Raw genomic sequence first — 24,902 nt, 5'->3', positions numbered from 1 at the left:
ACCCGACCTCGGAATCCGAATCAGAATACCTGTTTCGGATTCCGGGCTTCGATTTTTCGACTTCCGACGCAGGAGGATTTATGGATGACTTAATTCCATTTCTGGTTTTCATTGTAATCGCGCTCATCAACTTTGCGAAATTCCTGATGGAACGCGGCGCAAAAGAAAAACGTACGCCGGCGGAAGCGCAGGAGCAGCCGCAACAGCGCCGTTCTTCATCGCTGGAGGACCTCTTTGAAGGACTGGCCCGGAAGCTCGATCCGAACGAAAAACCGGTGGACCTGCCGGAATGGCCGGATGGCTATGACAAGCCCGATTATACGGCAGAACAGGCCGCTTATGAGGAATATCAGCAAGAACATGACGAGATTCCGACAACCGCCTCCGAAGAAATCATCACCATGCCCGAACCGGTCAATATTGAGCCGGTGATTGAATTGAACGCCGTACAGGTTACTTCGCTGAAATCGTCGAAAACAGCCATGCCAGCGATGAAATCCTCTTTCATCTCTGCGGCCATACCATCGATGCCGATGATGAAAAACAACGCAGCCGGCTCCATTAATTTCTCGCTGAAAAATCCGGCAGAACTTCGCAAGGCGATACTCGCCAAAGTGGTACTGGATCCGCCGCGGGCCTTCGATGCTTCGTTCGAAAATACCGCTCAGCGCTGAGAGTTCCGAGGATTGGAAGTTGCCAAGCCGTTCGGGGTTTAGCTTAATACCCGGATGAAAAATCCATCCTTATCCGACCTTCTCGACGTTGCCGTCGCGGCAGCCAAAGCGGCGGGCAGCCATGCATTCAACAATAAAGCCCGGCGCACAGAAACGAACGAAGTTTTTACTCACGATGTCAAGCTGGTGCTTGACGTTGAAAGTCAGAAACAAGCCGAAGCCGTCATCTCGAAAGTCTTTCCGGAACACGGCATTCTCGGCGAGGAAGATGCCACTCCGAATCAGCTGAGTGATTACGAGTGGATCATTGACCCCATCGACGGAACCATGAATTTTTCACACGGCCTGGAATACTGGTGTTCGTCGGTGGCTGTTCGGCATAAAGGGAAAATCGTTGCCGGCTGTGTTTTTGCTCCGGAGTTCGATGCCTGCTATACCGCACATCGCGACGATTCTGCCCGGCTGAATGGAGAACCGATTCAGGTGCGCCAAACCTCTTCCCTGAAAAAAGCACTGATCCTGACCGGACTTTCGAAAGAAATTGAAGTGGACCCGGAACTCTATTTCGGTCGTTTTCAAAAGCTGACGTTGCGCACAAAGAAACTGCGTTTGACCGGTGCTGCCGCACTGGATCTCTGCCGCGTCGCGGACGGCAGCGCCGATGGTTTTTTTGAGGGCAGTATTTTTCTGTGGGATTATGCCGCCGCAACACTGATCGTTGAGCAGGCCGGAGGGCTTACCCGAATTTTCAACGATACTCATCCTGCAGGGTCAGCCACGGTGGTCGCTTCGAACCGGCATATCTTTGATGACCTTAAATCCATTTACACCCAGCCCTGTTAACCCTGCATCACGGAATATTTCCATGACAAAGAAAAAAAAGAAGAACAAAACATTTCCAGATATTCACTGGCTCTATGAAGCCTCCGTTCAGAATGTGGATACCGATCTTGATTTCGGCGTTCGGATCTATCGCAAACACTGGAAACGCAAACCGCTAACCATACGTGAAGATTTTTGCGGAACCGCCAAACTGGCTGCCCGCTGGGCACAACGCAACAAACTGCATGAAGCCTGGGGCATCGACTTCCATCAACCGACGCTCGACTGGGGCGTGAAATACAACGTTTCCGACCTGACAGAAAAACAACGCAAACGACTGCATTTAATTCATGGCAATGTGCTGGAAGAAACCACGCCGAAAGTGGATATGGCATTTGCCCTGAATTTTTCCTTCTGCGTCTTTAAAAAGCGGGACGTGCTGCGCGACTATTTCAAAAAAGTCTGCAAATGTCTGAACAAAGAAGGGCTCTTTGTACTGGATATTTACGGCGGCACTGAAGCCATCATGGAAAAAGAAGATGACGTCCGCGAGATCCCCGGTCTGACCACCCCCGACGGACTGGAAATTCCGGACTTTGAATACATCTGGGATCAGGCCTATTACAACCCGATTAACCACGACACCACCTGCCACATTCATTTTAATGTTCCAGGCTATGGAAGAATTGAAAAAGCCTTCACGTATAAGTGGCGCCTCTGGACCCTTATGGAATTGCAGGAGATTCTCAAAGAGGCCGGCTTCTCCACAGCTGAAGTTTATCTGCATGACTTCGATGACGACGGCGAATCAGACGAAATCTACCGCCTCCGCAAAACCTACGAAAACGTCCAGGGCTGGGTGGCCTATGTGGTGGGTGTGAAATAATGAAAACACGAAAAGAACGCGCGGCATATGTTGCCCGGAAACTCGATGAGCTCTATCCCTCGATTCCGATCCCGCTGGATCATAAAGATGCTTACACCCTGCTGATTGCCGTGCTGCTTTCGGCGCAATGCACCGATGCGCGGGTGAATATGGTGACGCCGGGCCTTTTTGCATTAGCCGATAATCCGCACGATATGGCAAAGCTTTCCGTGGCAGAGATCCTCGAAACCATAAAAACCTGCGGACTGGCCAACAGCAAGGCGAAGAACATCAGGAAACTTTCCGAAATGCTCGTCAGCAACTATGACGGCGAGGTGCCGCGCACTTTTGAACAACTCGAGGAACTTCCAGGGGTTGGACATAAAACCGCGAGCGTCGTAATGATCCATGCCTTCAAAATTCCGGCCTTTCCGGTCGACACCCACATCCACCGGCTTGCCCAGCGCTGGGGCCTGACCAAAGGCAAAAATGTGGTCCAGACCGAAGAGGACTGTAAAAAGCTCTGGCCGCCGGAAGACTGGGAAAAACTGCACCTGCAGATCATCACCTACGGGCGCGAATACTGCACCGCCCGCGGCTGCGACGGCACCGTCTGCGAAATCTGCCGCACCACCTACCCCAACCGCAAAAAACCGTTCATCGCCAATAAAGCTTAGCCCCTCTTCCGCCTGAATTCCCGCCAGGGGAAAAAATAGACCGCGTAGACCACGGCATAGACCGCAAAATGGTCCAGCTTCATAAAATGCGCTCCGGCAAAGAAAAAGATGAGCAGGTGCATGCGAATCACATTTCTGTAAGGGCCGAACATAAAATCCGCCCCGGCTTTCTGCTTCGCATCTGTTTTTTCACCTTTTTTCTGCAGCATGTTTTCACCGGAAACCTGCATGCGTTGCACGGTTTCGTAGGCGCTCCGAACGGGTTTCAGCAGGTTTTCCCGCTCAGCGATTATCGCGGGGATCAGGAAAATTCCATACAGAGGCAGCAGAGTCATAAATGCGCGGCCCAGCAGTTTGAACGGATTCATAAAACAGTCGGCAAAGCCCTGGTTCGAAATGCCGGGGATGGGAAAAAATGAGCTGAGAAATGCGGAGTGGCCGGCATGAAAACCGCAAAAATGAAAAGAGAAGAATCCGATAAAAAACAAGGCCAGCACCGCGCCACCGCCCACCGCCGCAGCACGATATTTCCGAGGGAACGATTCATGCCGAATCACCTGGCTCCCCATATACATGCCGCTGCCGATCGTCACAAGAATCGTCAAATAGCCGACCATCAGACTGCAGAACCACAGGCTCCACACCAGATCCCCGGTTTCCCATTGCAGAAAATAAGCCGCAGCCAGACCGCCCGCAAATCCCAGCAGGTCAGGGAGTATCCTCATCCAGATGGACCGTTTCTCTTTCATTGGCAGGATAACAGCAAAATCCGCGCCGTTTTGCACGGCACCAACATTTCCATACGTGCCACGCTCTTATTTCATAAAGAAAACCAGCAGCCCGGCCAATACCAGACAAAACAGGAACAAGACTCCCACCCCCGTAATAACGCGCGGCGCCATATACTGTAGTTTTGCCACATAATGCACCGATTTTTCCGGGTCCTCCGTACAGAGCAGCACCTCGGTCGTTCCATCTTCGGCAATATATTTATCGGCCAGATTCACGTACTGACTCATAATTTTATAGGACCTGCCGCCATACTCAAATTTAACAGAAAGCGTGTCTTCCCGACGAAACTCCCCTCCCCGCGTAGACGTTGAACGGTGAATCCCCGTTATCTGCGCCGGCACATGCGGCCATTCATTTTCCATTCTGCGGCGGATTCCCTTCAAACGATGTCCAAAATAAATCATCGCGAAACTAAACAGAATGAATACGGACAGCACCAAACTCGGAACAATACCTGTTCCAGAGTCCGCCTGCTGATCTTCCTTACGGGACAGTTCCAGAATTTTTGCATTCAGCTGCGACTCAATCGCGGCAACCGGTGCACCCGCCTTTTCAGCCTGTGCCTGCTGCAGCATCAGTGTCTGAATATCGTCCAGCTGCTGCAAATACTCCTGATCCTCCGCACTAAACGACTGAATTTCAAAAACCTGCCTATCCCCGTCGGCAAACTCAATTTCAACCACGCCCTGCGAACTGGACAGCCGCTGCACCGCCCCCTCGAACGAGCGATCCCCCAGCGTGAACACATGATCCGCCTGAGCCGCAAAAATCATCCCCCCGAAAAGTACAACCCTTAGAAAAAAAATACGCATCCTCTTCCCCCTTTCATCACATCATCTGCGCCCGACACCGACACACTAGAGAAGTGCACTCAGTCTTTAAACCACTCGGAGGTCAGTTTTAGTTATAGTGCATAACGCCGGGTGTTCTCATTGTTTCCTCCCTTCTCCGGAGAAGAGAGGAAAGATTACGCCGCCGGTTTGACGATTTCTTTATACACTTCATCCGGCATGGCCTCTTCCAGTGCCTGATGTGACCGGCGTTGTTGTAACGTTTGATGTACCTATCAATTCCCTGCTCAAGATCCCAGCCGTTTTCATATGAGTTCAAATAGAGGTCTTCATATTTAATGCTCCTTCAGAATCGTTCAATCATTGAATGGTCAACCCAGCGCCTTGTTCCATCCTCGCTGATCGTCATGTCCAGAGACTTCAGGCGGTCGGTCCATTCTGCGGAGATAAACTGACTGCTCTGATCCGTGTTGAAGATTTCCGGCACACCCACACTGGAGTACCGCCAGATCCAAAGCCCGCAGACAGAAGTCCGTATCCAGGGTGTTCGACAGCTCCCTCGAAAGAATTTTTATGGAATGCCAACCCATAACCGCAAACAGATACCTGAACCCTTTGGCTATTGAAATATAGGTGAGGTCTGCGCACCCGACCTGATTGGACGGTTGATTTCAATTCCTCTGAACCGATGAGGATAAATACCCGGCAACCGACACTGACGCCGAAGGCTCAGCCTGCATGGAGCACTCATAAATTCCGCCCTCTGCCGGGAACCCCCAGCTGATCGCACTTTTTCGAGCCAATCCACCGCCATCGTCAACTGGCCGAATTTACGCTCCAGCGCATTGCGCTCAAAAACTTCAGGCCTCCGGTCAAGCAGCTCTTTTTACCCAACGTGTGAATATGAAAACCGGCGGACAAAGTTTTTCAAAAAAATCTGTATAGATCCGTAAAAACGGAAATTCCCTTTTCTTGACGTCCATCAAGGGCAGTGGAGAGATTTTTCGGCAGGCTGTGCACACAATTTTAAACGAGGAATGAGCCATGAAACGTAAAATTATCGAAATCGATGAAGACCTCTGCAACGGATGCGGCGAATGCATTGTCGGATGCGCGGAAGGTGCGCTGCAGCTGGTGGACGGTAAAGCCAAAATGGTGAAAGAAGATTTCTGCGACGGCTTCGGCGATTGCATCGGCACCTGCCCTACCGGGGCACTGCAGATTGTGGAGCGCGAGGCCGCAGCCTATGACATTGAAGCCACCCGCGAACATGTAGCCCAAATGGGCGACGAAGCCCTGAAGAAATTTGACGAAGCCAACGCGGAACACGAAGCCAAAGAACAGTCTGAACAGGAGAACCCGAAAATGAGTGGATGTCCCGGAATGCAGGTCCGTATGAAAAAAGCGGACGAAGCCAAAGCGAAGGCGAAAGCCGCAACCGGTGAAATCAGCGGCCAGGTGATCAAATCCGACCTGGAGCAGTGGCCGATTCAGCTGCACCTCGTTCCGCCGACAGCACCGTTTTTTGATGGCAAAGAACTGGTGGTACTGAGCACCTGCTCGCCGGTTGCATCTCCGGATGTGCACTGGCGCTATGTCCGCGGCCGCTCACTGGTCGTCGCCTGTCCGAAGCTTGACAAAACGGAAGGTTATGTTGAAAAACTGTCGCAGATTATGGCGCAGAACGATATTCCTAAAGTTATCGTGGTGCGTATGGAAGTACCCTGTTGCGGCGGGCTGAGCATGATGACCCAGCAGGCCCATGCCCAGAGCGGACGTGCCGACCTGGTGGTGGAAGAAGTCACCATCGGCCTCGACGGCGAACTGCGCGGTACCAAACAACTGTAAAAACACAGGTTAAAGGGTTGCAGGGTTCAAGAATCCCCTGCCCCCTTTCAACCCTTAAACCGGAGCGAAGCGACAAAATGAGCGATGAATACAAAGGCAGAGCACTTGATCTTAAAAAAGAAATCTCCTACGCCGACGGCGCGGTGATCAGCAAAATTCTCCTGAAAAAAGAGACCGGCAACATCACCCTCTTCTCCTTCGACAAAGGCCAGGGTCTCAGCGAACACACGGCACCGTTTGATGCCGTGGTGCAGGTGGTGGAAGGCGAAGGCGCTTTCATCATTGACGGAACACTTCACACCGTAAAAGAAGGCGAAATGATCATCATGCCCGCCAACATCCCCCACGATGTGCAGGCCGCCGAGCAGCCCTTCAAAATGCTGCTCACCATGATCCGTTCCGAAAAATAAATCCGCGAAAGTAGAGCATGCGTCCCGCCTGCGTTCAGGCAAATCGAAAAACGAGCGGGACGCTCATTCTACTTTCCTCAACCCAGCCATTTCCAGGGATTGGAAAGAATCTTAATTTCCTTTCCCTTCCACGCGATGATCTCATCTTCGGTCAGGCGCTGGATCAGGCGGGAGAGGCTTTCGGGCGTCGTGCCGATGCCCGCGGCAATATCCTTTTTAGAGAGCGGCGTATGGATGAGCTCCTTTTCGCCGTACTGATCGCGCAGAAAGGTGAAAAAGCGGTACTCCACGTCTTTGGTCGACAGCTCCTGAATCCGCTCGGTCAGGTAGCGCTGCTTCAGCATGAGCTGCGCAATAAAATCGCTGCGGAAACCCTCCTGCGCCAGCAGACGGTGAATGCCGTCCCTGGGAAAAACCAGCACGTCTACGGGCGTCACCGCCCGGGCGGATACCGGAAAGCAGTCGGCCTCGAACAAAACCACTTCCGCAAAAATTTCACCGGGTTTTACAATGCGGATGACCACTTCGCGGCCGTCTTCGGTATTTTTGTGCAACTGCACATTGCCGCCGATCAACAGGAACATGCTCTTGCCGAACTCTCCTTCATGAAAGAGGTATTCGCGCTTCCTGAGGCTCTTCAGCGAGCAGATGCTTGCGAGTTCAATACGGTGCTCCCCGTTCAACCCCTTGAAAAAAGAGGAGTTTTTAATCAGCAGTTCAATATCCATATCCAGCAGTCTGTATGCGCTGCGCAAGGCATGCAATTTCCAAATATTGAAAATGCCGATCTCGAATATCTGCAATTACCGATTCATTTTTTCAGGGGATGATTATAGGGTTTCGCCAGTTCTAATTGGAGAATTGGATGTTCCTGTTCGGCAGAAAAGAAGAAACCTGCGTAGAAATTCCGCTCGATGCGAAGGGCCGGCTCTATGTCAGCCCTATGCCGTTCGGCCCGTACGACCCGGGCAACGCCTTGCTGAAAATCTATAAACACCGGAAAATCCAGTTTGCCGTCATGCTCGTGACGGACGTGGAGCTGGCGAGAAAAGCCAAAAAGGATGTCATCAAAATTTACAAGGACAACGGTATTGAGCCGATCCGTTTTCCCATTGCCGATTACACCAGCCCCGAACTGCACGCCTTTTCCAAAGTGGTCGACAAAATCGTCGGCTACCTCAGGGCCGGGGCCAATGTGGCCGTTCACTGCAATGCCGGCGTCGGCCGCACCGGCGTGATGACCGGATGCATCGTCCGCGATTTTATGGGCATCGACGCCGAAGAAGCACGCACGTATATCCGGCAGTTCATGCAGACCAACATGACCGATGAGCAGCGCAGACTCATGGCCCGCTTCTCACCGCTCTCCGCGCGACTAAAGGAACAGAACGAACAATGAATCACGTCTGGTTTGCTCTCGGTTTAACGGTCTTCGCCGGCATGGCCACCGGCATCGGCAGCGCTATTGCCTTTCTGGCCCAACGGACCAATTACCGCTTCCTCTCCATCGCCACCGGATTTTCCGCCGGTGTCATGCTCTATGTCTCCTTCGTTGAAATTTTCATCAAAGGCATCGACGCCCTCGTGGAGTCCTACGGCGACCCGATGGGACACTGGATCAACTGCGCCTCCTTCTTCGGCGGCATGGCGCTGATCGGCATTATCGATGCCCTGATTCCGCATGCGGAAAACCCGCACGAAATCCATACCGAATACGAAACTAAACCCCTCCACGATCCCGATGCTCCGATCCCCACATCCGATGAGCTCAAAATGAAAACCATTGCGGAAGAGGAAGCCCAGACCAAACACAATGCCAAGCTGATGCGCATGGGCCTCTTCACAGCGCTCGCCATTGCCATTCACAACTTTCCGGAAGGCCTCGCCACCTTTTTGGCCGCACTGGAGGATCCCACCCTCGGTATTCCGATCGCTATTGCCATCGCCCTGCACAACATTCCCGAAGGCATCAGCGTTTCCGTCCCGATCTTCTACGCCACCGGCGACCGCAAAAAAGCCTTCATCTATTCCTTCCTCTCCGGCCTCGCCGAACCCGTCGGCGCCATCATTGCCTACTTCGCCATCCTCTTTTTCGTCGGCGGAGACTCCGGGGTCATTCCGCCCCAGATCATGGGCATCCTTTTCGGCGGCGTCGCCGGCATCATGGTCTACATCAGCCTCGACGAACTTCTGCCCACCAGCCGCGCCTACGGAAAAGGCCACGACTCCCTTTTTGGTCTCGTCGCCGGCATGCTCGTTATGGCCCTCAGCCTGCTGCTGATGCGGTAGGTTTTACTTCCAGACCCCGAAAAAAAAACGTACATTCCTCAACCAATCATTGGAAATCTGGAGAGAAAACATGTTCCCTGAAGTAAGACTCCGCCGCCTGCGCAAAACCGAAGGCATCCGCAACATGCTCAACACCCCCCTGCCCGGACCGGAAAAATTTATGTGGCCCACGTTTGTCATCGATGGTGAAGACAAGCGCGAAGCGATCGATTCCATGCCCGGCCAATACCGCCTCAGCATCGATCAGCTTTTAAAAGAACTCGATCCCCTGGTCGAAACGGGAATCGGAAGCGTTCTGCTGTTCGGCCTGGCCGAAGATTCCGAAAAGGATTTCCAGGGTTCGGAAGCCTACAATGAAAACGGCACGGTTCAGCGTGCCATTTCAGCTGTTAAAAAAGAATTTCCCGACCTGATCGTGGCGGCCGATGCCTGCGTCTGCGCCTATACCGAACACGGCCACTGCGGACCGCTGACCGATTCCGGCGATGTCGATAACGACACCGCCATAGAAAACCTCGCAAAGATCTGCGTTTCCCAGGCCGCCGCCGGCGCCGATATTGTCGCCCCGAGTGCCATGATGGACGGTCAGGTGCTGGCCATCCGCGAAGGACTCGATGAGGCCGGTCTGATCGATACCATCCTTATGAGCTATTCCACCAAATTTGCCTCCTCAATGTACGGTCCCTTCCGCGATGCCGAAAAATCGCAGCCCGGCAAAGGCGACCGCAAAGGCTATCAGGCGTCTTATGGCGATCTGCGCACCGCACTGCGCGAATCGGAACTCGATGAAATGGAAGGGGCTGACATGCTCATGATCAAACCGTCCATTTTCTACCTCGATATCCTCGCCAGAATGCGCGAAGCCACCGACCTGCCCATCGCGGCCTACAACGTGAGCGGAGAATATTCCATGCTCCACGCCACCGCCCAGCGCGGCTGGGGCGACCTCAAAGCCATGGTGCAGGAATCCACCCTTGCCCTCACCCGCGCCGGTGCGGACATTCTCATTTCCTACTGGGCCAACCAGTACAACGAATTTTTTAAGGACTAATTCATCGTCGAAAGTCTGAAAGTCCAACGTCAATAGTCTGAGACTTACGACCTGCGACCTCAGGACCTTCGACAGGAGAAAAAACATGACTTCAGCAAAATGGTTTGAACGCGCGCAGAAAGTGATTCCCGGCGGGGTGAACAGCCCGGTCCGGGCATTTAACGGGGTCGGCGGAACGCCGGTTTATTTTAAATCGGGCAAAGGCGTCAACGTACAGACGGAAGACGGAACGGAACTGATTGATTTCTGCGGATCATGGGGCCCGCTGATTCTGGGCCATGCCCGCGATGAAATCGTTGATGTGGTTGCGAAGACGGCGGCCGACGGCCTGACCTTCGGCGCAAATACCGCGGCCGAAGCGGAATTTGCGGAACTGATTACCACCCTGATTCCGGAAATGGATATGGTCCGCCTCGTCAGTTCGGGCACGGAGGCCGTAATGAGCGCCATCCGCCTGGCGCGCGGTTATACCGGGCGGCGCAAAATCATCAAGTTTGACGGATGCTACCACGGCCACTCCGACTATCTGCTCGTCGCCGCCGGGTCCGGCCTGCTGACCGGCGGAACCACCTCTTCCGCCGGGGTTTCACCGGCCGCCACTGAAGAAGTCTATGTGGTTCCGTACAACGATCTCGAAAAAGTGCAGGACGTACTGAAAGCAGATGGGGAAAATATCGCGGCCGTGATCGTCGAACCCATTGCCGGTAACATGGGGCTGGTTGAACCGGAACCCGGATTCCTCGAAGGACTGCGCGAAGCCACGGCCGCCTGCGGTACGCTGCTGATTTTTGACGAAGTGATTAACGGCTTCCGTCTGGCGCCGACGACCTTCGGCCATACCATCGGCATCGAAGCCGATATTACAACCCTTGGAAAAATCATCGGCGGCGGCATGCCGATCGGAGCACTCGGCGGAAGCACGGAAATTATGTCGGCCCTCGCACCGCTCGGCCCCGTCTACCAGGCCGGCACACTCAGCGGCAATCCGGTGGCGGTGGCCGCCGGTATGAAAACGCTGGAGCTGCTGCGCGATGAATCCCCCTACCTGAAAATTGAAATACTCGGGAAAAAACTGGCAGACGGCATCAACGCCATTGCTGAAGAAAAGGAGCTCGACCTGCACTGCGCACAGCGAGGTGGCATGTTCACGCCGTTCTTCCGCAAAGAAGCTGTCCGGAATCTGGATGACTCCAAAGCGTGCGATCAGAAAGCACACGCGGCCTATTTCCACCATATGCTCAATCACGGATTTTACACCCCGCCGAGCGGATTCGAAGTCGCCTTCGTCTCCGCCGCCCATACCGAAGAACACATCAACGCCTTCTTAGAAGCATTCAGTAAATTATAACCACGGAGGTCTCTGAGAACACTGAGGATAAACCTCCGTGCACTCTGTGCCCTCAAGCGAAGCGGGTGGTAAAATAAGATGCACCCATGGGATGTCAGCCCGCAGGAAGCGATTGCCATTCAGAAATCGCTGCAATCGCACATCAGCCTAACGGATGATTTCGGCGACATTAAAACGGTCGCCGGAGTCGATGTCGGATTTAGGGAAAACAACACAATTACTGTTGCGGCGGTTGCTGTGCTGGACTTCCAAAGCCTGGAAGTGATTGAAACGGCGGTCGCACACCGTCCGACTTCTTTTCCTTATATTCCCGGTCTGCTCTCCTTCCGGGAAGTTCCGGCCGTTTTGGAGGCCATGCTGAAGCTGAGTGCTGAACCCGATCTGCTGCTGTGCGACGGCCAGGGCATCGCCCATCCCCGCCGTTTCGGGATCGCCGCCCACCTCGGTCTGCTGCTCGACCTTCCTGCTGTGGGGGTCGGCAAATCGCGACTCACCGGAAGCTATGATGAAGTCCCCTCAAAAAAGGGAAGTTATGTGCCGCTGATGGATAAAACGGAACAGATCGGCGTTGTTCTGCGCACCCGCTCCAACATCAAACCGCTCTACATTTCGCCCGGCCACCGCGTCAGCATCAGCACCGCCCCCAAACTGGTCATGCAATGTGTCACGAAATACAAACTTCCCGAAACCACCCGGCGGGCCCACAAACTGGCCAGCGGTTAATGCGTGCCGGTCGGTCATCCCGTTTCAGGAGCAATTCAGGCGCGCAGGAGAATTTTATCAACGCGGGCAATTTCGAAAGTACGGCGCAGTTTGGGATCGAGGTTGCTGATGGACATACTGATGCGGGTGTCTGAGGCCCGTTTTTTGAGGGCGATAAGATAGCCGAGCCCGGCACTGTCGATGAAATCAAGCTGGGCGGCGTCGACTTCAATTGATTTAAGCAAGCCCTTCTGCACAAGTTTCTGCTGCAGCACTTGCGTATCCACCTCGAACTTAGGAAGAGAGGCCGCACTGAGCTCGATGGGCAGTTTGAGTTTAAGCCGTCCGTCCGAGTAAAGCGCCTCGCCATCGGCATGTTCCACCAGCTTTCTCGCCATTTCCTCAGCGTCTTTAAGCGTGTAGGCAATCGAGAAATAGTCTGTCAGCCGGCAGGTTTCCAGCAGGGTCCGGACCTTCGGCCGGGCGGCATAAAGAATCAGACGAAATCCCTGCCTTCGACTGATTTTATTAATTTCCAGCAGAGCCCCAAGTTCGAGACTGCTGAGCCAGGGTACCGCATGAAGATCGAGCAGCAGATTATTGCCAAAGCTCTGTTCTCCGGCCTGTCTGATAAATTCGGCGGCGCTTTCCGCAGAGTCCAGCGAATGAAAACGGGCAACGGTAATCCGGCTTTGTTCCAAGGACAGAACAGAATGCTCATCCAATGGTTGGAATATAACTTCATGATCCGGCATTTTATGGATCGTTCGCAGCTGCCGTGAGGCGGACAACAGAAAATGCAAATTGGCCAGATAGCGCGCGAAAAGGCGGCGCGGACTGCAACAGACCCGCCAGAGCCATTCGAGGCAGCATTTCTGCATCATTTTCGGAGCCCTCTTCTGTTTTCCGGAAATGAAGTCGAGCGACGCACCAACCCCAATGGAAACGGGAATATTCCAGCTGCGCACATGCATGCTGATAAATTTATCCTGTTTCGGGGCCCCGAAGGCGACAAAAAGAATATCGGGGGCGGCGTTTTCCAGACGCTGGAGAATTTCGCGGTGATCCATCTTCAGCAATGAAGTAAACGGCGGTGAAAAGCAGCCGGCAACCTGGAGGCCGGGGTGGCGTTTTTTGAGTATATTCAATGCTTTTTCAGCAACCCCGGGAGCGGAACCGAGGCCGTAGATACTCATTCCCTCTTCAGCAGCACGAGCAGCCAGCATTGGGGTGAGATCTGACCCGGTAACGCGATCTTTGAGCTTTGGACCGAACAGCGGTGAAAGCTTAACCATCGGGAACCCGTCGGCGAGCACCAGATCTGCATCGATAAGAATACGTTGCAATTCGGGGTCTGCCCAGGCACGGGTGACAAAGTCGAGATTTGCCGTGGCAATATTGGCCGGACGGCCGGAGCGTACGCGAGCAACGATCCAGTCGATGGCTTCCTCGAAAGTGACATTATGAAAAGGTACGCCGAAAATCACCAGCGGCACGGGATTGGGTTCACATTCTGGCATGGGTTGGAATGCTATTTTGACCGCCGCCATCTTTCAAGTTTTTCCAATCCCGGAATTTCTTATTCATCCGGCGGATAGCGGAGTCTTCGTTTGACTCACTGCTTGTTGCGCCCTGACAAATGCGGTAGATTTCCAGCTCTTTTTGCAAATTAGGAACAGACATGAATTGGATTTTGAAGAAGATACTCGGCTCGAAGAACGAACGCGACCTGAAAAAAATGCGTCCGCTGGTTGAGAAAATCAATGCTTACGACGAGGAATTCAAAGCGTTAAGCGACGAGCAGTTGCAGGCCAAAACACAGGAATTCAAGGACCGCCTTAAAAACGGTGAGACGCTTGAAGACATTGAACTCGAAGCTTTTGCTGTCGTTAAAAATGCCTCCCGCCGTCTCTGCGGAACCACCGTGGAGGTGATCGGCCATCCCATCGAGTGGAATATGGTTCATTTTGATGTCCAGCTGATCGGTGGTCTGGCCATTCATAAAGGTATGATTGCCGAAATGGCAACCGGGGAAGGTAAAACCCTCGTCGCCACCCTGCCGGTTTACCTTAACGCACTTTCCGGCAAAGGCGCGCACGTGGTGACCACCTCGGATTATCACTCCCAGCGCGACTCGGAATGGATGGGTCATCTTTATAAATGGCTGGGCCTGACCGTCGGCTGCCTGAAAAATATGATGCCCCCGCCGCAGCGCCGCGAACAGTATCTCTGCGATATTACCTACGGAACAAACTCGGAATTCGGCTTCGATTACCTGCGCGACAACATGGCCTACAGCTCCGAAGACATGGTGCAGCAGAAAGGTCATAATTTTGCCATCGTCGACGAAATTGACTCGATCCTGATCGACGAAGCACGGACGCCGCTGATTATTTCCGGCCCCGCTCCCTATTCCTCAACTCAATATGAGGAGCTCCAGCCGGCGGCCAGCCGTCTGGTTCGCCGCCAGCGCGATCTCTGCACGAAACTGCTGAAAGAAGCCAAAGAACTGCTGGAGCAGAACGAGGACTATGAAGCCGGACTGAAACTCTATCAGGTTCATCAGGGCATGCCGAAAAACAAGCAGCTGATGCATCTCGTCGAAGAGGTAAAATACCGCAAGCTCCTCGAAAAAATCCAGATGGAGATGCTCAAGAAGGAAAACGAAAAACAGGCCCGCGAACTGCGGCAGGAACTCTACTTCACCATCGATGAGAAAGGGCACGACGCCGATCTCACGGAAATCGGCTGTGCCGAGCTTAATCCGGATGATCCGGATATGTATGTCCTTCCCGATATGGTTTCAATGATGGCCGAACTCGACGGCGAAACCACGCTTTCGCCGGAAGAGATCATGGAAAAACGCCGTTCGATTCAGGAAGACTATGCCCTGCGCAACGAACGGGTCCATGCCGTTGACCAGCTGATTCGTGCGTACAGCGTCTATGAAAAAGATGTGGATTACGTGGTACAGGACGGCCAGGTGCATATTGTGGATGAGCATACCGGGCGCCTGATGGTCGGACGACGGTGGTCGGATGGTCTTCACCAGGCCGTGGAAGCCAAAGAAGGCGTAACCATCGAACGCGAAACACAGACCCTGGCCACCATCACCATTCAGAACTATTTCCGCATGTACGACAAGCTCTCCGGAATGACCGGCACCGCAGAAACCGAGGCCGATGAATTCCATCAGATCTACGGCCTTGATGTGATGGTTATTCCGACCAACCGCCCGGTGCGGCGCGTGGACCTCAATGACCAGGTCTATAAAACACAGCGCGAAAAATTCCGCGCAGTCATCGAGGAAATCAAAGCCGCACACGCCCGCAAGCAGCCGGTACTGGTCGGCACCGTGGCCGTTGAAACCTCCGAAGTGCTCAGCCGCATGCTGCGGCGCGAAAATATTGTGCACAATGTGCTCAATGCGAAAAACCATGCTCGCGAAGCCGAAATTGTCGCCAATGCAGGTCAGCCCGGCGCGGTGACGATTGCCACGAACATGGCCGGTCGCGGTACCGACATTAAGCTGGGCGAAGGGGTTATTTATCTCGATAAAAAGGATCTGCTTTCCAAAGAGTTTTCGCTGGAAAGCAAAGTCGACGGGAAACCGCTGGCCAAACTGCTCGAAGAAAAACCGTGCGGTCTCTATGTTATTGCATCTGAACGCCACGAATCCCGCCGGATCGACCGGCAGCTGCGCGGACGCTCAGCCCGTCAGGGCGACCCCGGCGTTACCCGGTTCTTTGTCTCACTTGAAGACAACCTGATGCGCCTGTTCGGCTCCGACCGCATTTCCAGCATTATGGAAAAACTCGGCATCGAAGAAGGCGAAGTGCTGGAACACCCGTGGCTCAATAAATCCATCGAAACCGCCCAGCGCCGCGTGGAACAGCAGAATTTCATGATGCGTAAGCGCACGCTCGAATATGACGATGTAATGAATGCCCAGCGAACGGAAATTTATGATTTCCGCTCCGAAGCGCTTACATCGGAAAATCCGCGCGAACTGATTTACCATGCTGTCGAACAGGCCATTCTCACCCATGCCGCGGATGCAGCAGTCACTAAAAAGAAGGAAGACTGCGCTCCCTTTATCGCCTGGGTGAACACCACCTTCCCGCTGGGGATGCGGACGGACAATCTTCCGGACGAAATCACCGAAGAGTCCCTTACAGACGCGGTCCTGAGCGCGGTCAAAAAAGCCTACGACCTGAAAGCCCGTCATGAGGATACGGAATCACTGGTTCGCCTTGAACGTCACATGATCATTCAGTCCATCGACGAACACTGGCAGGAATATCTCCGCAACATGGACAGTCTGCGTGAATCGATTGGTCTGCAGGCCTACGGCCAGCGCGATCCGCTGATTGAATATAAGCGCGAAGCCTATCATCTGTTCATGGACCTGATGGACCGAATCTACGAAGAGATTTCAACGGCTATTTTCCGGTCAGCCACATCGGTTGAAGCGATTGAGGAATTTTTCAAAAGCATGTCGAACATGCGCGTGCAGCATAACCCGCAGGCATCAGCTCTGGCTGCCGCCACGGCACAGGCACAGGCTGCTGGGGCTGCGCAACAGCAGGGCCCTCGCCCACAGCAGCGCCCGCCGCAGCCGATGGGCGCTCCCCCGCCGGGAATGGACCTGCCGCCCGGCATGGATGCCCCGCCGCAACCGAAGCCGGTTAAGCAGGCGGTGGCCGGAAAACAGGTGGGGCGGAACGACCCCTGCCCCTGCGGAAGCGGCAAAAAATACAAAAAATGCTGCGGTTCAACCGACTAGGTACAACAATAAAGGTTCCCGGAGAAAAGCGGGAACCTTTTTTCTTTTCGGCAAAAAGGTATGGTCGCGCTCCTTTTAAAATGTACAAACGCCGCCCGCGTTTGTAAGTACCCCGTTATGAATCTCCCCTCGCTCATTAATAAAAAGATTGAGGCCCATCAGATACGGTCCTGCGAAGCCGATATCGTGATCGGAGTATCGGGCGGAGCCGATTCGACGGCACTGGTCCGGATTTTCAGCATCCTGAAAGTTCCATGCACCCTTGCCCACCTCAACCACCAGCTGCGCGGTGCGGAATCAGACGCCGATGAAGCCTTCGTGCGGAAGCTCGCAAAGGATACCGGCTTCCCTGTGGTTGTAAAATCCGTGGATGTTGAGACGCTGGCGGCTGAAACAGGGCAATCCATCGAAATGGCGGCACGGCAGGCGCGACACGCTTTTTTTGCGGAATTCGGCCATGCGGTCATTGTTCTTGCCCACCATGCAGACGATCAGGCAGAAACCTTTATCCTGAAACTCGCCCGCGGTGCCGGGCCGGCGGGCCTGTGCGGAATGCCGGTTTTCCAGACGCTGGAACAGCTACGGATTTTCCGCCCTATGCTCGATGTTCCGCGCTCCGACATTGTCCAATGGCTGGAAGAAAATAAATTTTCCTGGCGTGAGGATGCCAGCAATGCCGACGAGCATTTTCTGCGCAACCGCGTGCGGCACCGAATTCTCCCGCTGCTTGAACGCGAGCTGAACCCCGGTATCCGGGACACAATTTTACGAACAATGGATATTCTGCGTGCTGAAAATGAGTGGATGGAAGAGGCGGTCAATGATGCTCAATGGCCGATCAACCATTTGCCGCTGGCCCTGAGAAGACGTTACATCCGGGCCTGGCTGTTCAACCAGGGGGCCGAAGAAGCCGGATTCGAAACGATAGACCGCATTCTCCAACTTCTTAAAAACACCTCGGGAACAGCAATTTACGAACTCAATGACCGCCAGCGGGTGATCATAGAATATGGAAAACCGCGCTTTGAAGAGCGGGGTTCCCCCGCCCCGAAAATTCTGTGGGAAATTTCAACCCGCTCTGCAAACGGATGGACCAGAGACAACAGCCGAATCGGCGATGCCCGCGCCGAGGCCGCCGTCAGCGCGCGAAAACTCGGCGGACGGCCCGTTGAGGTACGAATGATCCGCCCGGGCGACCGCATCGCTCCGCTGGGTATGGAGGGGTCGCGAAAGCTGCAGGATATTCTGACCGATCTGAAAATTCCGCGGGCACAGCGCAAACAGCTACCGGTGGTGGTGTGCCAGGATGAGATTATCTGGGTGCCGGGCTACCGGATAGCGCGCGGCTGGGCGGTTGAAAACCCAAACGCTTCATCGGTGCTTTTGAAGATTGAACAAAAAGTGGACTGAATGACTCCAAGTTTGTTCCTGTACGCGTTGCAATCATATACGGCGGATGCTAGTTTTCGGCCTGTTTTTTAAAGGAAGAAGTAAATATGTCAGATAATCAGCAGCAGAAAGACCCGAAGTCGGACAAACCCAATAAGAAGGGGCCGCCGCCCATGCCCATGCGCGGACTGGCCATATCATTTCTGGCCGTCGCCGTTTTTCTGGTCGTTTTACAGCTTTTCACCCGATCTCCTGATGCCGCAAATGAGATGTCTTATTCCGCCTTTATGAAGCAGGTGGAAGGAGACCGTATCTCCAAAGTGGTTCTCTCCTACGACAGCTCCGGCAACCAGTTTGCCACCGGCGAATCCAAGGATCTGAACGAGACCGGAACCACAAAATTCAAGGTATACATCCCTTTTCGCGATGACACCATGCTGCAGGAAACGCTGAAGAACCACGGTGTTGAAATTGAGAGCAAACCGCTGAAAACCGCGATGACCTCGATTCTGATCAACATTGTTCCGTTCATCCTGATCTTCGGCATTATTTATTTTATCTTCATCCGCCAGATGAAAAATGCCGGACGCGGAGCCATGAGCTTTGGTAAAAGCCGGGCCAAACTGCTGACGCAGGACAAAAACAAGATCACCTTTAAAGAGGTGGCCGGCGTTGACGAAGCCAAGGAAGAACTGCAGGAAGTGGTTGAATTCCTGAAGGATCCGAAACAATTCCAGAAACTGGGCGGAAAAATGCCTAAGGGTGTGCTGCTGTCGGGCTCGCCGGGCACCGGCAAAACGCTGTTGGCCAAAGCGGTAGCCGGCGAGGCGGACGTTCCGTTTTTCACGATTTCCGGTTCCGACTTTGTGGAAATGTTTGTGGGTATCGGGGCTTCGCGGGTGCGCGATATGTTTGAACAGGGCAAAAAGAACGCCCCGTGCATTATTTTCATCGACGAAATCGATGCTGTCGGGCGCAGTCGCTTCAGCGGTATCGGCGGCGGGCACGACGAACGCGAGCAGACGCTCAATGCCCTGCTGGTTGAAATGGATGGTTTTGATACGCAGGAAGGCATCATTATTGTTGCGGCCACCAACCGCCCGGATGTGCTGGACCCGGCGCTGCTGCGTCCCGGCCGTTTCGACCGCCAGGTCGTGGTTGATCCGCCGACCCTCGAAGGCCGCGAACAGATTCTTAAAATCCATTCCCGCAATGTACGCCTTTCGGATCAGGTCGACCTGCGAAAAACCGCACGCGGCACACCGGGCTTCTCGGGAGCTGATCTGGCCAATCTGGTCAACGAAGCCGCCCTGCTGGCCTCGCGGCGCGGTGCCGAATTTGTTGAACAGCAGGATATGGAAGAAGCGCGCGATAAAGTGATGTGGGGTCGCGAACGTCGCAGCCACGTGCTGGACGCGGAAGAGAAAAAGCTGACGGCGTATCACGAAGCCGGCCATGCCGTGGCCATGTATCATATGCCCGAGTGCGAACCGATCCACAAAGTCACCATCATTCCGCGCGGCCGGGCACTCGGTGCCACCATGCAGCTGCCGGAAAAAGACCGGTACACACAGAGCCAGAAACGGCTTGAAGCCGACCTGGTAGCCTTTATGGGCGGACGTGCGGCCGAAGAACTGATTTTCGGAGATGTAACGACGGGCGCACACAACGATATTGAGCGCTCCACGATGGTTGCCCGGGCGATGGTCTGCGAATACGGCATGAGTAAAAAACTCGGCCCGCAGAACCTCGGCAGTAACAACCAGCCGGTCTTCCTGGGTCAAGGAATTTCAAGCTCATCCGATTTCAGCGAACAGACCGCCCGTCTTATTGATGAAGAGGTGCGGCGGATTGTTACAGAATCCTATGACAAATGTATGCAGATTCTGGTGGATAACAAAGAGCAGTTGATTGCGCTTTCGGAAATCCTCATCGAACGCGAAGTTCTTGATTTTTCCGAAGTGGATTCCATCATGAAAACCGGAAAACTTCCCGAGGCCGTGGAACAACCTGTTGGTGAAGTTATAAATACCGAAGAAGAATCCAAGGAAAACAAGGACACCCCCTCAAAATCTGAAGAGGCATAGGGTTTACTTTTTCACGGTCTGAAACTATGCTTTCAGGCATGAAAACAATGAAATCAATTTTGGCAGCAGGTGCGGTTGTTCTTTTGGCCGGATGCGCAACGTCATTCAAACCCTGGAAACTCAGCGATGTCCGGGAAGGCATGAGCCGCAATGAAGTTGTGTCTGTCCTGGGCGATCCCGATTCCACGGAAATCCGTAATGGAGCTGAATATCTTTATTACACCTATCAGGAAGAATCTCGCGGCTCGGGTTGGTCGGATGCGATGAACGAGACGATGGAACGCAAGGCCGAAGAACTCACACGTATCCTTTCGGAAACCCGCTATGAAGTGGTGATGGTTGACGGAAAGCTGATCAACTACAAGGAAATCACTGACTAACGTTTCTGCGGATTCAGATAGGCATCATCCGATAGCGGATCGTAGCTTTTATTGCGGTCTTTCCACTGCTTATAGGAATCGGTCCGTTTGAACTGATCCTCCTGCTTTTCCAGATTCTGGTTCAGGCCATTCCACTGTTTCTGACGCTGTTCGCGCTCCTGCTCATAGGTACTTTTATAGGGCTGATGAGCCTGTTGCGATGGAGTTCCAAAGCCGGAAGACTTCGTCTCGCCGGAGGATCTGTATTGAGGAAATGGCGAGAGCAGCCCCTCTTCGGGATCAGATCCGTATGTACGCCTGCTTTTTCCCTGCAGACCGAAATCGGTACCGCTTCCACCCCGATCCATATTCCGGCTGCGGCCAAAGAGGGCAGAGTCGGTCTGAAAGATTGAGGAATTCCGGTCCGGCTGCCCCCAGGCCCCTGCTCCACTACTCTTAGAATCCCGGACGGATCCATCCCCCCGCCCGTCGCTTCTGGAATAAGTTTCCCGACGGCGCTCCGGCTTTTCTTTTTCCGCGCGGTCCCACGACCAAAGGCTGTCATCGTTATCCACGGAGGAATCTACCGGGTTGCCATACATGTCGAATTCAGTCACCTCTTCCTCGGCATCACCAAACAACCAGTTTGCATTTTCACGCGGTACCGGGCGGGGCTGTGGAGGCGGCGGAATAAAAGGCTTTCCGGAGACATCCTCACGCTGAAGAGAATTATCCTTAACTTCTTTGAGTTTTTCAGAATCCAGTACGCGTTCATCCTCTTCCATCTCGGAAGGCACCACCATATCGCTCTGGGTAATGGCCGCATTTTCCCTGAGATATTTTCGGACGATACGCTGTTTACGCTCCTCCAACGTTTCCTTGCGTGCATTTACCACAAGCGGAAAGAGAGCCAGCGCCAATAGAATCTGAACGGATTTATTCATTACCCTTAAACTATGTCCTATAAATCAGCGGCGTCAACATTGAGCAGCATCAAAGTTCCAAAATCAAAAAGCGCCCCCGTTTCCGGGAACGCCTTTAAATTTTTCCAATCTCTGGATATTCTAAAATGTATATCCCAGCGAAACCGCCAGCAGATGGGTGGTCGTTTCAAAGCTTCCGGCCAATCCCGGATTAAGTGCCGTATTGTCTGTTCCCATATCGCCTTTATCCGCCCACAGATAGGCATACGCCGCATCCAGCGTCATGCTGTTCCAGAACTGCCAACCGAACCCCATGGTAATCATCTGACGATCCGTCCCCGGCATCTCCGGGGCACGGGTTGAATCCGGAATCGGTGATTCATCCCAGACATACCCGCCCCGAATTTTCCAGTCCTCTCCCAGCGCATACTCTGCTCCGAGACGGATGCTGATGACATCGTCCCAATCCTTGGAAGCGGTGACCACTTCCGCAGGAGTTACGATCGACAACTCATCGTACGTACTCCACTCGGTCCAGACCAGATCCAGCCCCAAAGTGAGATTCTTAATGGTCGTATTTGCCACGCCGAAATTAACGGTTGAGGGGAGTTCCAGTTCCGCCGATGCCGGAAAGGTCCCATTGGCCTTTCCAGTAATATCCAGTTTCACCCGCGACTGATAACGCAATCCGAAACCCCAATCATCCAATGGCTGAAGGTGGGCGGAAAATGTACCGCCATAATGAATATCATCCCCCTCCACCCGCGAGCCGGTTCGCTGCAGATCCGCCTTTGCGTCCACCACGTTCAATCCCGCCGAAACCGCAAGGATCTCCGTCACCTGCCAGGCAATAGAAGGTGTAATGTAGATCGCCTCCAGATCGGAATAGGTTGCAATCGTTGCAGCCGTCCACCCGTCATCCCATTCGGTAATCAACCCATAAGGCGCATTAATTGAAAGCGTTCCGGTCAGTTTATCACTGAGCGGCTGCACATAGTAAAGATGGGGAATCATCCGCCATTCATCCGACATGCTATCATCGGCCACTGGCGAAACAGCACTCTTAAAATCCGTATGAATGGACGCAAAGGCGCTGCCCACCATAAGAGCCGGGCGTTTGGCTCCGGCGAGAGCGGACGGGTTGTACCACGCCTGCGAGGTCATATTGGTCCGCCCGCTGACGGCTCCGGCCTGACCGAGCGTTTCGGCGGACCCTTCGGTATACAGCTGGAACCCGGCCCCCATGGCTGCACTGCCGATAATCAAGGTCAGTGCAACTCCGCCCCACGTCCATTTTTTCATGTTCTCTCTCCTGGGTTGTATTTCTCTTTCAATTCCAAACCTATTCGGCTCACACACTGATGTCGTACAGGTAGCGTTTAATTTTCTGCGTGGTGGTTTTTTCGAACTCTTCGAAACGCACTTCAATTTTTCGAGGGCGTTTATAGTCCGCCAGCGCCTGAAGCTTTTCGCGCACATCCCCGCGCACCAGTTTTTCAATATCCTCATCCGTCAGGTTGGCCCCCGCGCGGGTATGCATGCTGTCGATAATTTCCTGATTCGGCACCACAATCAGCCCAACGCGCTCCCCCGTTTCCTCAGCTTCCCGGTAACCCAGGGCCAGACATTCAAGCACCAGCTCACTCTTCAGCACCTGCCGCTCAACTTCTTCAGGATAAATATTTTTACCTTCGCGGTTCACAATCAGGCTTTTCTTACGGCCGCTGATCACCAGATAGCCCTCGTCATCGAAACACCCCAGATCGCCGGAATGATACCAGCCATCCCGAAGCACCTTGGCGGTCTCCTCGGGATTGTTCCAGTATCCCTGCATCACATTATCGCCTTTAGCGCAGATTTCGCCGATCCCCTCGGCGTTGGGCTCATCGATTCGGATTTCAACTCCGCTTAGCGGCCGTCCAACGGTACCGACCTTTGGCGCCTCCAGCGGATTGACCGAAAGCACCGGCGACGTTTCCGTGATGCCGTATCCCTCCACCACCAGCAGGCCGAGTTTATTCCACCCTTCAAGCGTGGCCGGACTGATCGGCGCTCCACCGGAAACAACCAATCGCAATTTTCCGCCCAGCCCCTCTTTCACCTTTTTACCGATCACTTTGGCCAGCCCGGCTTTATACATCAGTCTCGCCACCTTCCGGGCGCGTATACCATCCATCACGCGCGCGAGCATTTTGTCGAGCAGCAGCGGAACCGCCAGCATGATCGTAGGCGAAGTGTCAGCCATATTCGCTTTGATGGTTTTCAGATTTTCGACAATGGAAACCTGACAATGCTTGAAGATCGGCACCAGCACCGTGGTGGTAAACGCAAAGGAATGGTGCAGCGGAAGGATCAGCATAAAATTATCTTCCTTCGAAAACTGAAGGGTCTGATCGATACTTTCGACGTTGGAAATAAAATTGCGGTGGGTCAGAATGGCCCCCTTCTGCCGCCCCGTGGTTCCGGAGGTGTAAATGAGCGAAGCCGCCGAATCGGCCGTTGGGCTCATACGGTCAAAAGCCCGCTCATCCGACATCGCTTTTCCATCAACCTCTTCAAAGAGGGTTTCATACATTTTACAATCGAGCTTTTCGCACAGCTGCTCATTTTTTCCCGTACAGTCCAGCATCACCAAATGCTGCAGATCCGGAATCCGTTCCTTCATCTCCAGCATATTTTCCGCCATACGACAGGAACAGAAGGCCACCGAAACCGCACAGTCGCGGAAAATATGCCGCACCTCGCTCTCGCGCAGTTTTGCATCCACCGGAACCGCCACAGCACCAATACCGACGATGCCGTGATAGAGCTCAAACCATTCCGGTGAATTTTCCCGGTAAATGGCCACCCGATCGCCCGCGCGAATCCCGAGCTCCACCAGCATTTCCGACACATGCCAGACCCGTTCCCGCAATTCCCGGAACGACCGCGTCTGCCACCGGCCGCCCTCTTTAAACTTCAAGGCAATGCAATCCGCGCTCTCTTCGGCCGCGCGATTCAGAAAGTCCTTAATCGTCATTCTTCTCTCCACATTAAAGCGAGCGATTTTGTCACAATTCCGGAAAGGTTGTAAAACACGAAAAAGCCGC

The 24,902-nt window shown here is 53.7% G+C and carries 22 protein-coding genes; 15 read left to right on the top strand and 7 right to left on the bottom strand.

Translation table 11 applies throughout. From position 1 onward, the window contains the following. Positions 1-80: 80 nt before the first annotated feature. The 4 genes from P9H32_RS09415 to nth are packed head-to-tail and all read left to right on the top strand — an operon-like array spanning position 81 to position 3,038. Positions 81-674: a hypothetical protein gene (locus P9H32_RS09415; RefSeq protein WP_322608644.1), complete on the top strand. Its 594-nt coding sequence runs from the start codon at positions 81-83 to the stop codon at positions 672-674. Between the two features lie 54 nt (positions 675-728). Then, a complete protein-coding gene (locus tag P9H32_RS09410) occupies positions 729-1,517 on the top strand; it encodes an inositol monophosphatase family protein (RefSeq protein WP_322608643.1) in 789 nt (262 codons plus the stop codon). Positions 1,518-1,539: 22 nt separating this feature from the next. After that, positions 1,540-2,382: a class I SAM-dependent methyltransferase gene (locus P9H32_RS09405; protein ID WP_322608642.1), complete on the top strand. Its 843-nt coding sequence runs from the start codon at positions 1,540-1,542 to the stop codon at positions 2,380-2,382. Continuing rightward, positions 2,382-3,038 (top strand): endonuclease III, encoded by a 657-nt coding sequence (gene nth / locus P9H32_RS09400; RefSeq protein ID WP_322608641.1) that lies wholly within the window; start codon positions 2,382-2,384, stop codon positions 3,036-3,038. Before P9H32_RS09405 ends, nth begins: the two co-directional genes overlap by 1 nt. On the opposite strand, the gene P9H32_RS09395 is transcribed toward nth, so the two are convergent. Next, positions 3,035-3,763, bottom strand: a complete 729-nt coding sequence (locus P9H32_RS09395) for a DUF6498-containing protein (protein ID WP_322608640.1) — start codon at positions 3,761-3,763, stop codon at positions 3,035-3,037. The genes nth and P9H32_RS09395 overlap by 4 nt on opposite strands. 90 nt (positions 3,764-3,853) lie before the next feature. Beyond that, on the bottom strand, positions 3,854-4,642 hold the full coding sequence (locus tag P9H32_RS09390; protein ID WP_322608639.1) for a DUF3592 domain-containing protein: 789 nt from the start codon (positions 4,640-4,642) through the stop codon (positions 3,854-3,856). 1,023 nt (positions 4,643-5,665) lie between these two features. Between P9H32_RS09390 and P9H32_RS09385 the strand changes: the two genes are divergently transcribed. Next, the gene (locus tag P9H32_RS09385; RefSeq protein ID WP_322608638.1) at positions 5,666-6,469 is read left to right on the top strand and encodes an ATP-binding protein; all 804 of its coding nucleotides are present in this window, start codon (positions 5,666-5,668) and stop codon (positions 6,467-6,469) included. A 77-nt stretch (positions 6,470-6,546) separates the two neighbouring features. Then, complete coding sequence (locus P9H32_RS09380) at positions 6,547-6,879, top strand: cupin domain-containing protein (RefSeq protein ID WP_322608637.1); 333 nt, start codon at positions 6,547-6,549, stop codon at positions 6,877-6,879. Positions 6,880-6,956: 77 nt separating this feature from the next. Here P9H32_RS09380 and P9H32_RS09375 read toward each other — a convergent pair whose 3' ends face one another. Continuing rightward, entirely contained in the window at positions 6,957-7,682 is a 726-nt protein-coding gene (locus tag P9H32_RS09375; protein WP_322608636.1) for a Crp/Fnr family transcriptional regulator, read from the bottom strand. Between the two features lie 62 nt (positions 7,683-7,744). Between P9H32_RS09375 and P9H32_RS09370 the strand changes: the two genes are divergently transcribed. From P9H32_RS09370 to nfi, 5 genes are all read left to right on the top strand, one after another. Then, entirely contained in the window at positions 7,745-8,278 is a 534-nt protein-coding gene (locus P9H32_RS09370) for a protein-tyrosine phosphatase family protein (protein WP_322608635.1), read from the top strand. Then, entirely contained in the window at positions 8,275-9,168 is an 894-nt protein-coding gene (gene zupT, locus P9H32_RS09365) for a zinc transporter ZupT (protein WP_322608634.1), read from the top strand. The genes P9H32_RS09370 and zupT overlap by 4 nt, the downstream gene beginning before the upstream one ends. A gap of 70 nt (positions 9,169-9,238) precedes the next feature. Next, positions 9,239-10,219: a porphobilinogen synthase gene (hemB, locus tag P9H32_RS09360; protein WP_322608633.1), complete on the top strand. Its 981-nt coding sequence runs from the start codon at positions 9,239-9,241 to the stop codon at positions 10,217-10,219. An 85-nt stretch (positions 10,220-10,304) separates the two neighbouring features. Then, a complete protein-coding gene (gene hemL / locus P9H32_RS09355; protein WP_322608632.1) occupies positions 10,305-11,567 on the top strand; it encodes a glutamate-1-semialdehyde 2,1-aminomutase in 1,263 nt (420 codons plus the stop codon). 78 nt (positions 11,568-11,645) lie between these two features. Beyond that, positions 11,646-12,290: a deoxyribonuclease V gene (gene nfi, locus P9H32_RS09350; protein ID WP_322608631.1), complete on the top strand. Its 645-nt coding sequence runs from the start codon at positions 11,646-11,648 to the stop codon at positions 12,288-12,290. Between the two features lie 35 nt (positions 12,291-12,325). Here nfi and P9H32_RS09345 read toward each other — a convergent pair whose 3' ends face one another. After that, the gene (locus tag P9H32_RS09345) at positions 12,326-13,789 is read right to left on the bottom strand and encodes a WecB/TagA/CpsF family glycosyltransferase (protein WP_322608630.1); all 1,464 of its coding nucleotides are present in this window, start codon (positions 13,787-13,789) and stop codon (positions 12,326-12,328) included. Between the two features lie 161 nt (positions 13,790-13,950). Here P9H32_RS09345 and secA point away from each other — a divergent pair, with 161 nt between their 5' ends. The 4 genes from secA to bamE all read left to right on the top strand — a co-directional run bounded on the left by secA (position 13,951) and on the right by bamE (position 20,911). Then, complete coding sequence (gene secA / locus P9H32_RS09340) at positions 13,951-17,055, top strand: preprotein translocase subunit SecA (RefSeq protein WP_322608629.1); 3,105 nt, start codon at positions 13,951-13,953, stop codon at positions 17,053-17,055. A 117-nt stretch (positions 17,056-17,172) separates the two neighbouring features. Further along, entirely contained in the window at positions 17,173-18,465 is a 1,293-nt protein-coding gene (tilS, locus tag P9H32_RS09335; protein WP_322608628.1) for a tRNA lysidine(34) synthetase TilS, read from the top strand. Between the two features lie 86 nt (positions 18,466-18,551). Then, the gene (gene ftsH, locus P9H32_RS09330; RefSeq protein WP_322608627.1) at positions 18,552-20,531 is read left to right on the top strand and encodes an ATP-dependent zinc metalloprotease FtsH; all 1,980 of its coding nucleotides are present in this window, start codon (positions 18,552-18,554) and stop codon (positions 20,529-20,531) included. A 47-nt stretch (positions 20,532-20,578) separates the two neighbouring features. Continuing rightward, positions 20,579-20,911: an outer membrane protein assembly factor BamE domain-containing protein gene (gene bamE, locus P9H32_RS09325; protein ID WP_322608626.1), complete on the top strand. Its 333-nt coding sequence runs from the start codon at positions 20,579-20,581 to the stop codon at positions 20,909-20,911. Here bamE and P9H32_RS09320 read toward each other — a convergent pair. The 3 genes from P9H32_RS09320 to P9H32_RS09310 all read right to left on the bottom strand — a co-directional run bounded on the left by P9H32_RS09320 (position 20,908) and on the right by P9H32_RS09310 (position 24,832). Then, on the bottom strand, positions 20,908-21,834 hold the full coding sequence (locus P9H32_RS09320) for a hypothetical protein (protein ID WP_322608625.1): 927 nt from the start codon (positions 21,832-21,834) through the stop codon (positions 20,908-20,910). The two genes, bamE and P9H32_RS09320, sit on opposite strands and share 4 nt — an antisense overlap. Before the next feature lie 120 nt (positions 21,835-21,954). After that, positions 21,955-23,115, bottom strand: a complete 1,161-nt coding sequence (locus P9H32_RS09315) for an OmpP1/FadL family transporter (protein WP_322608624.1) — start codon at positions 23,113-23,115, stop codon at positions 21,955-21,957. Between the two features lie 49 nt (positions 23,116-23,164). Next, entirely contained in the window at positions 23,165-24,832 is a 1,668-nt protein-coding gene (locus P9H32_RS09310) for an AMP-dependent synthetase/ligase (RefSeq protein ID WP_322608623.1), read from the bottom strand. Between the last annotated feature and the right edge of the window lie 70 nt (positions 24,833-24,902).

Origin of the sequence: Pontiella agarivorans, assembly GCF_034531395.1 — a bacterium.
Taxonomy (GTDB): domain Bacteria; phylum Verrucomicrobiota; class Kiritimatiellia; order Kiritimatiellales; family Pontiellaceae; genus Pontiella; species Pontiella agarivorans.
The sequence above is the reverse complement of the archived record's forward strand: the minus strand, read 5'-3'. Positions and strand labels throughout refer to the sequence as shown.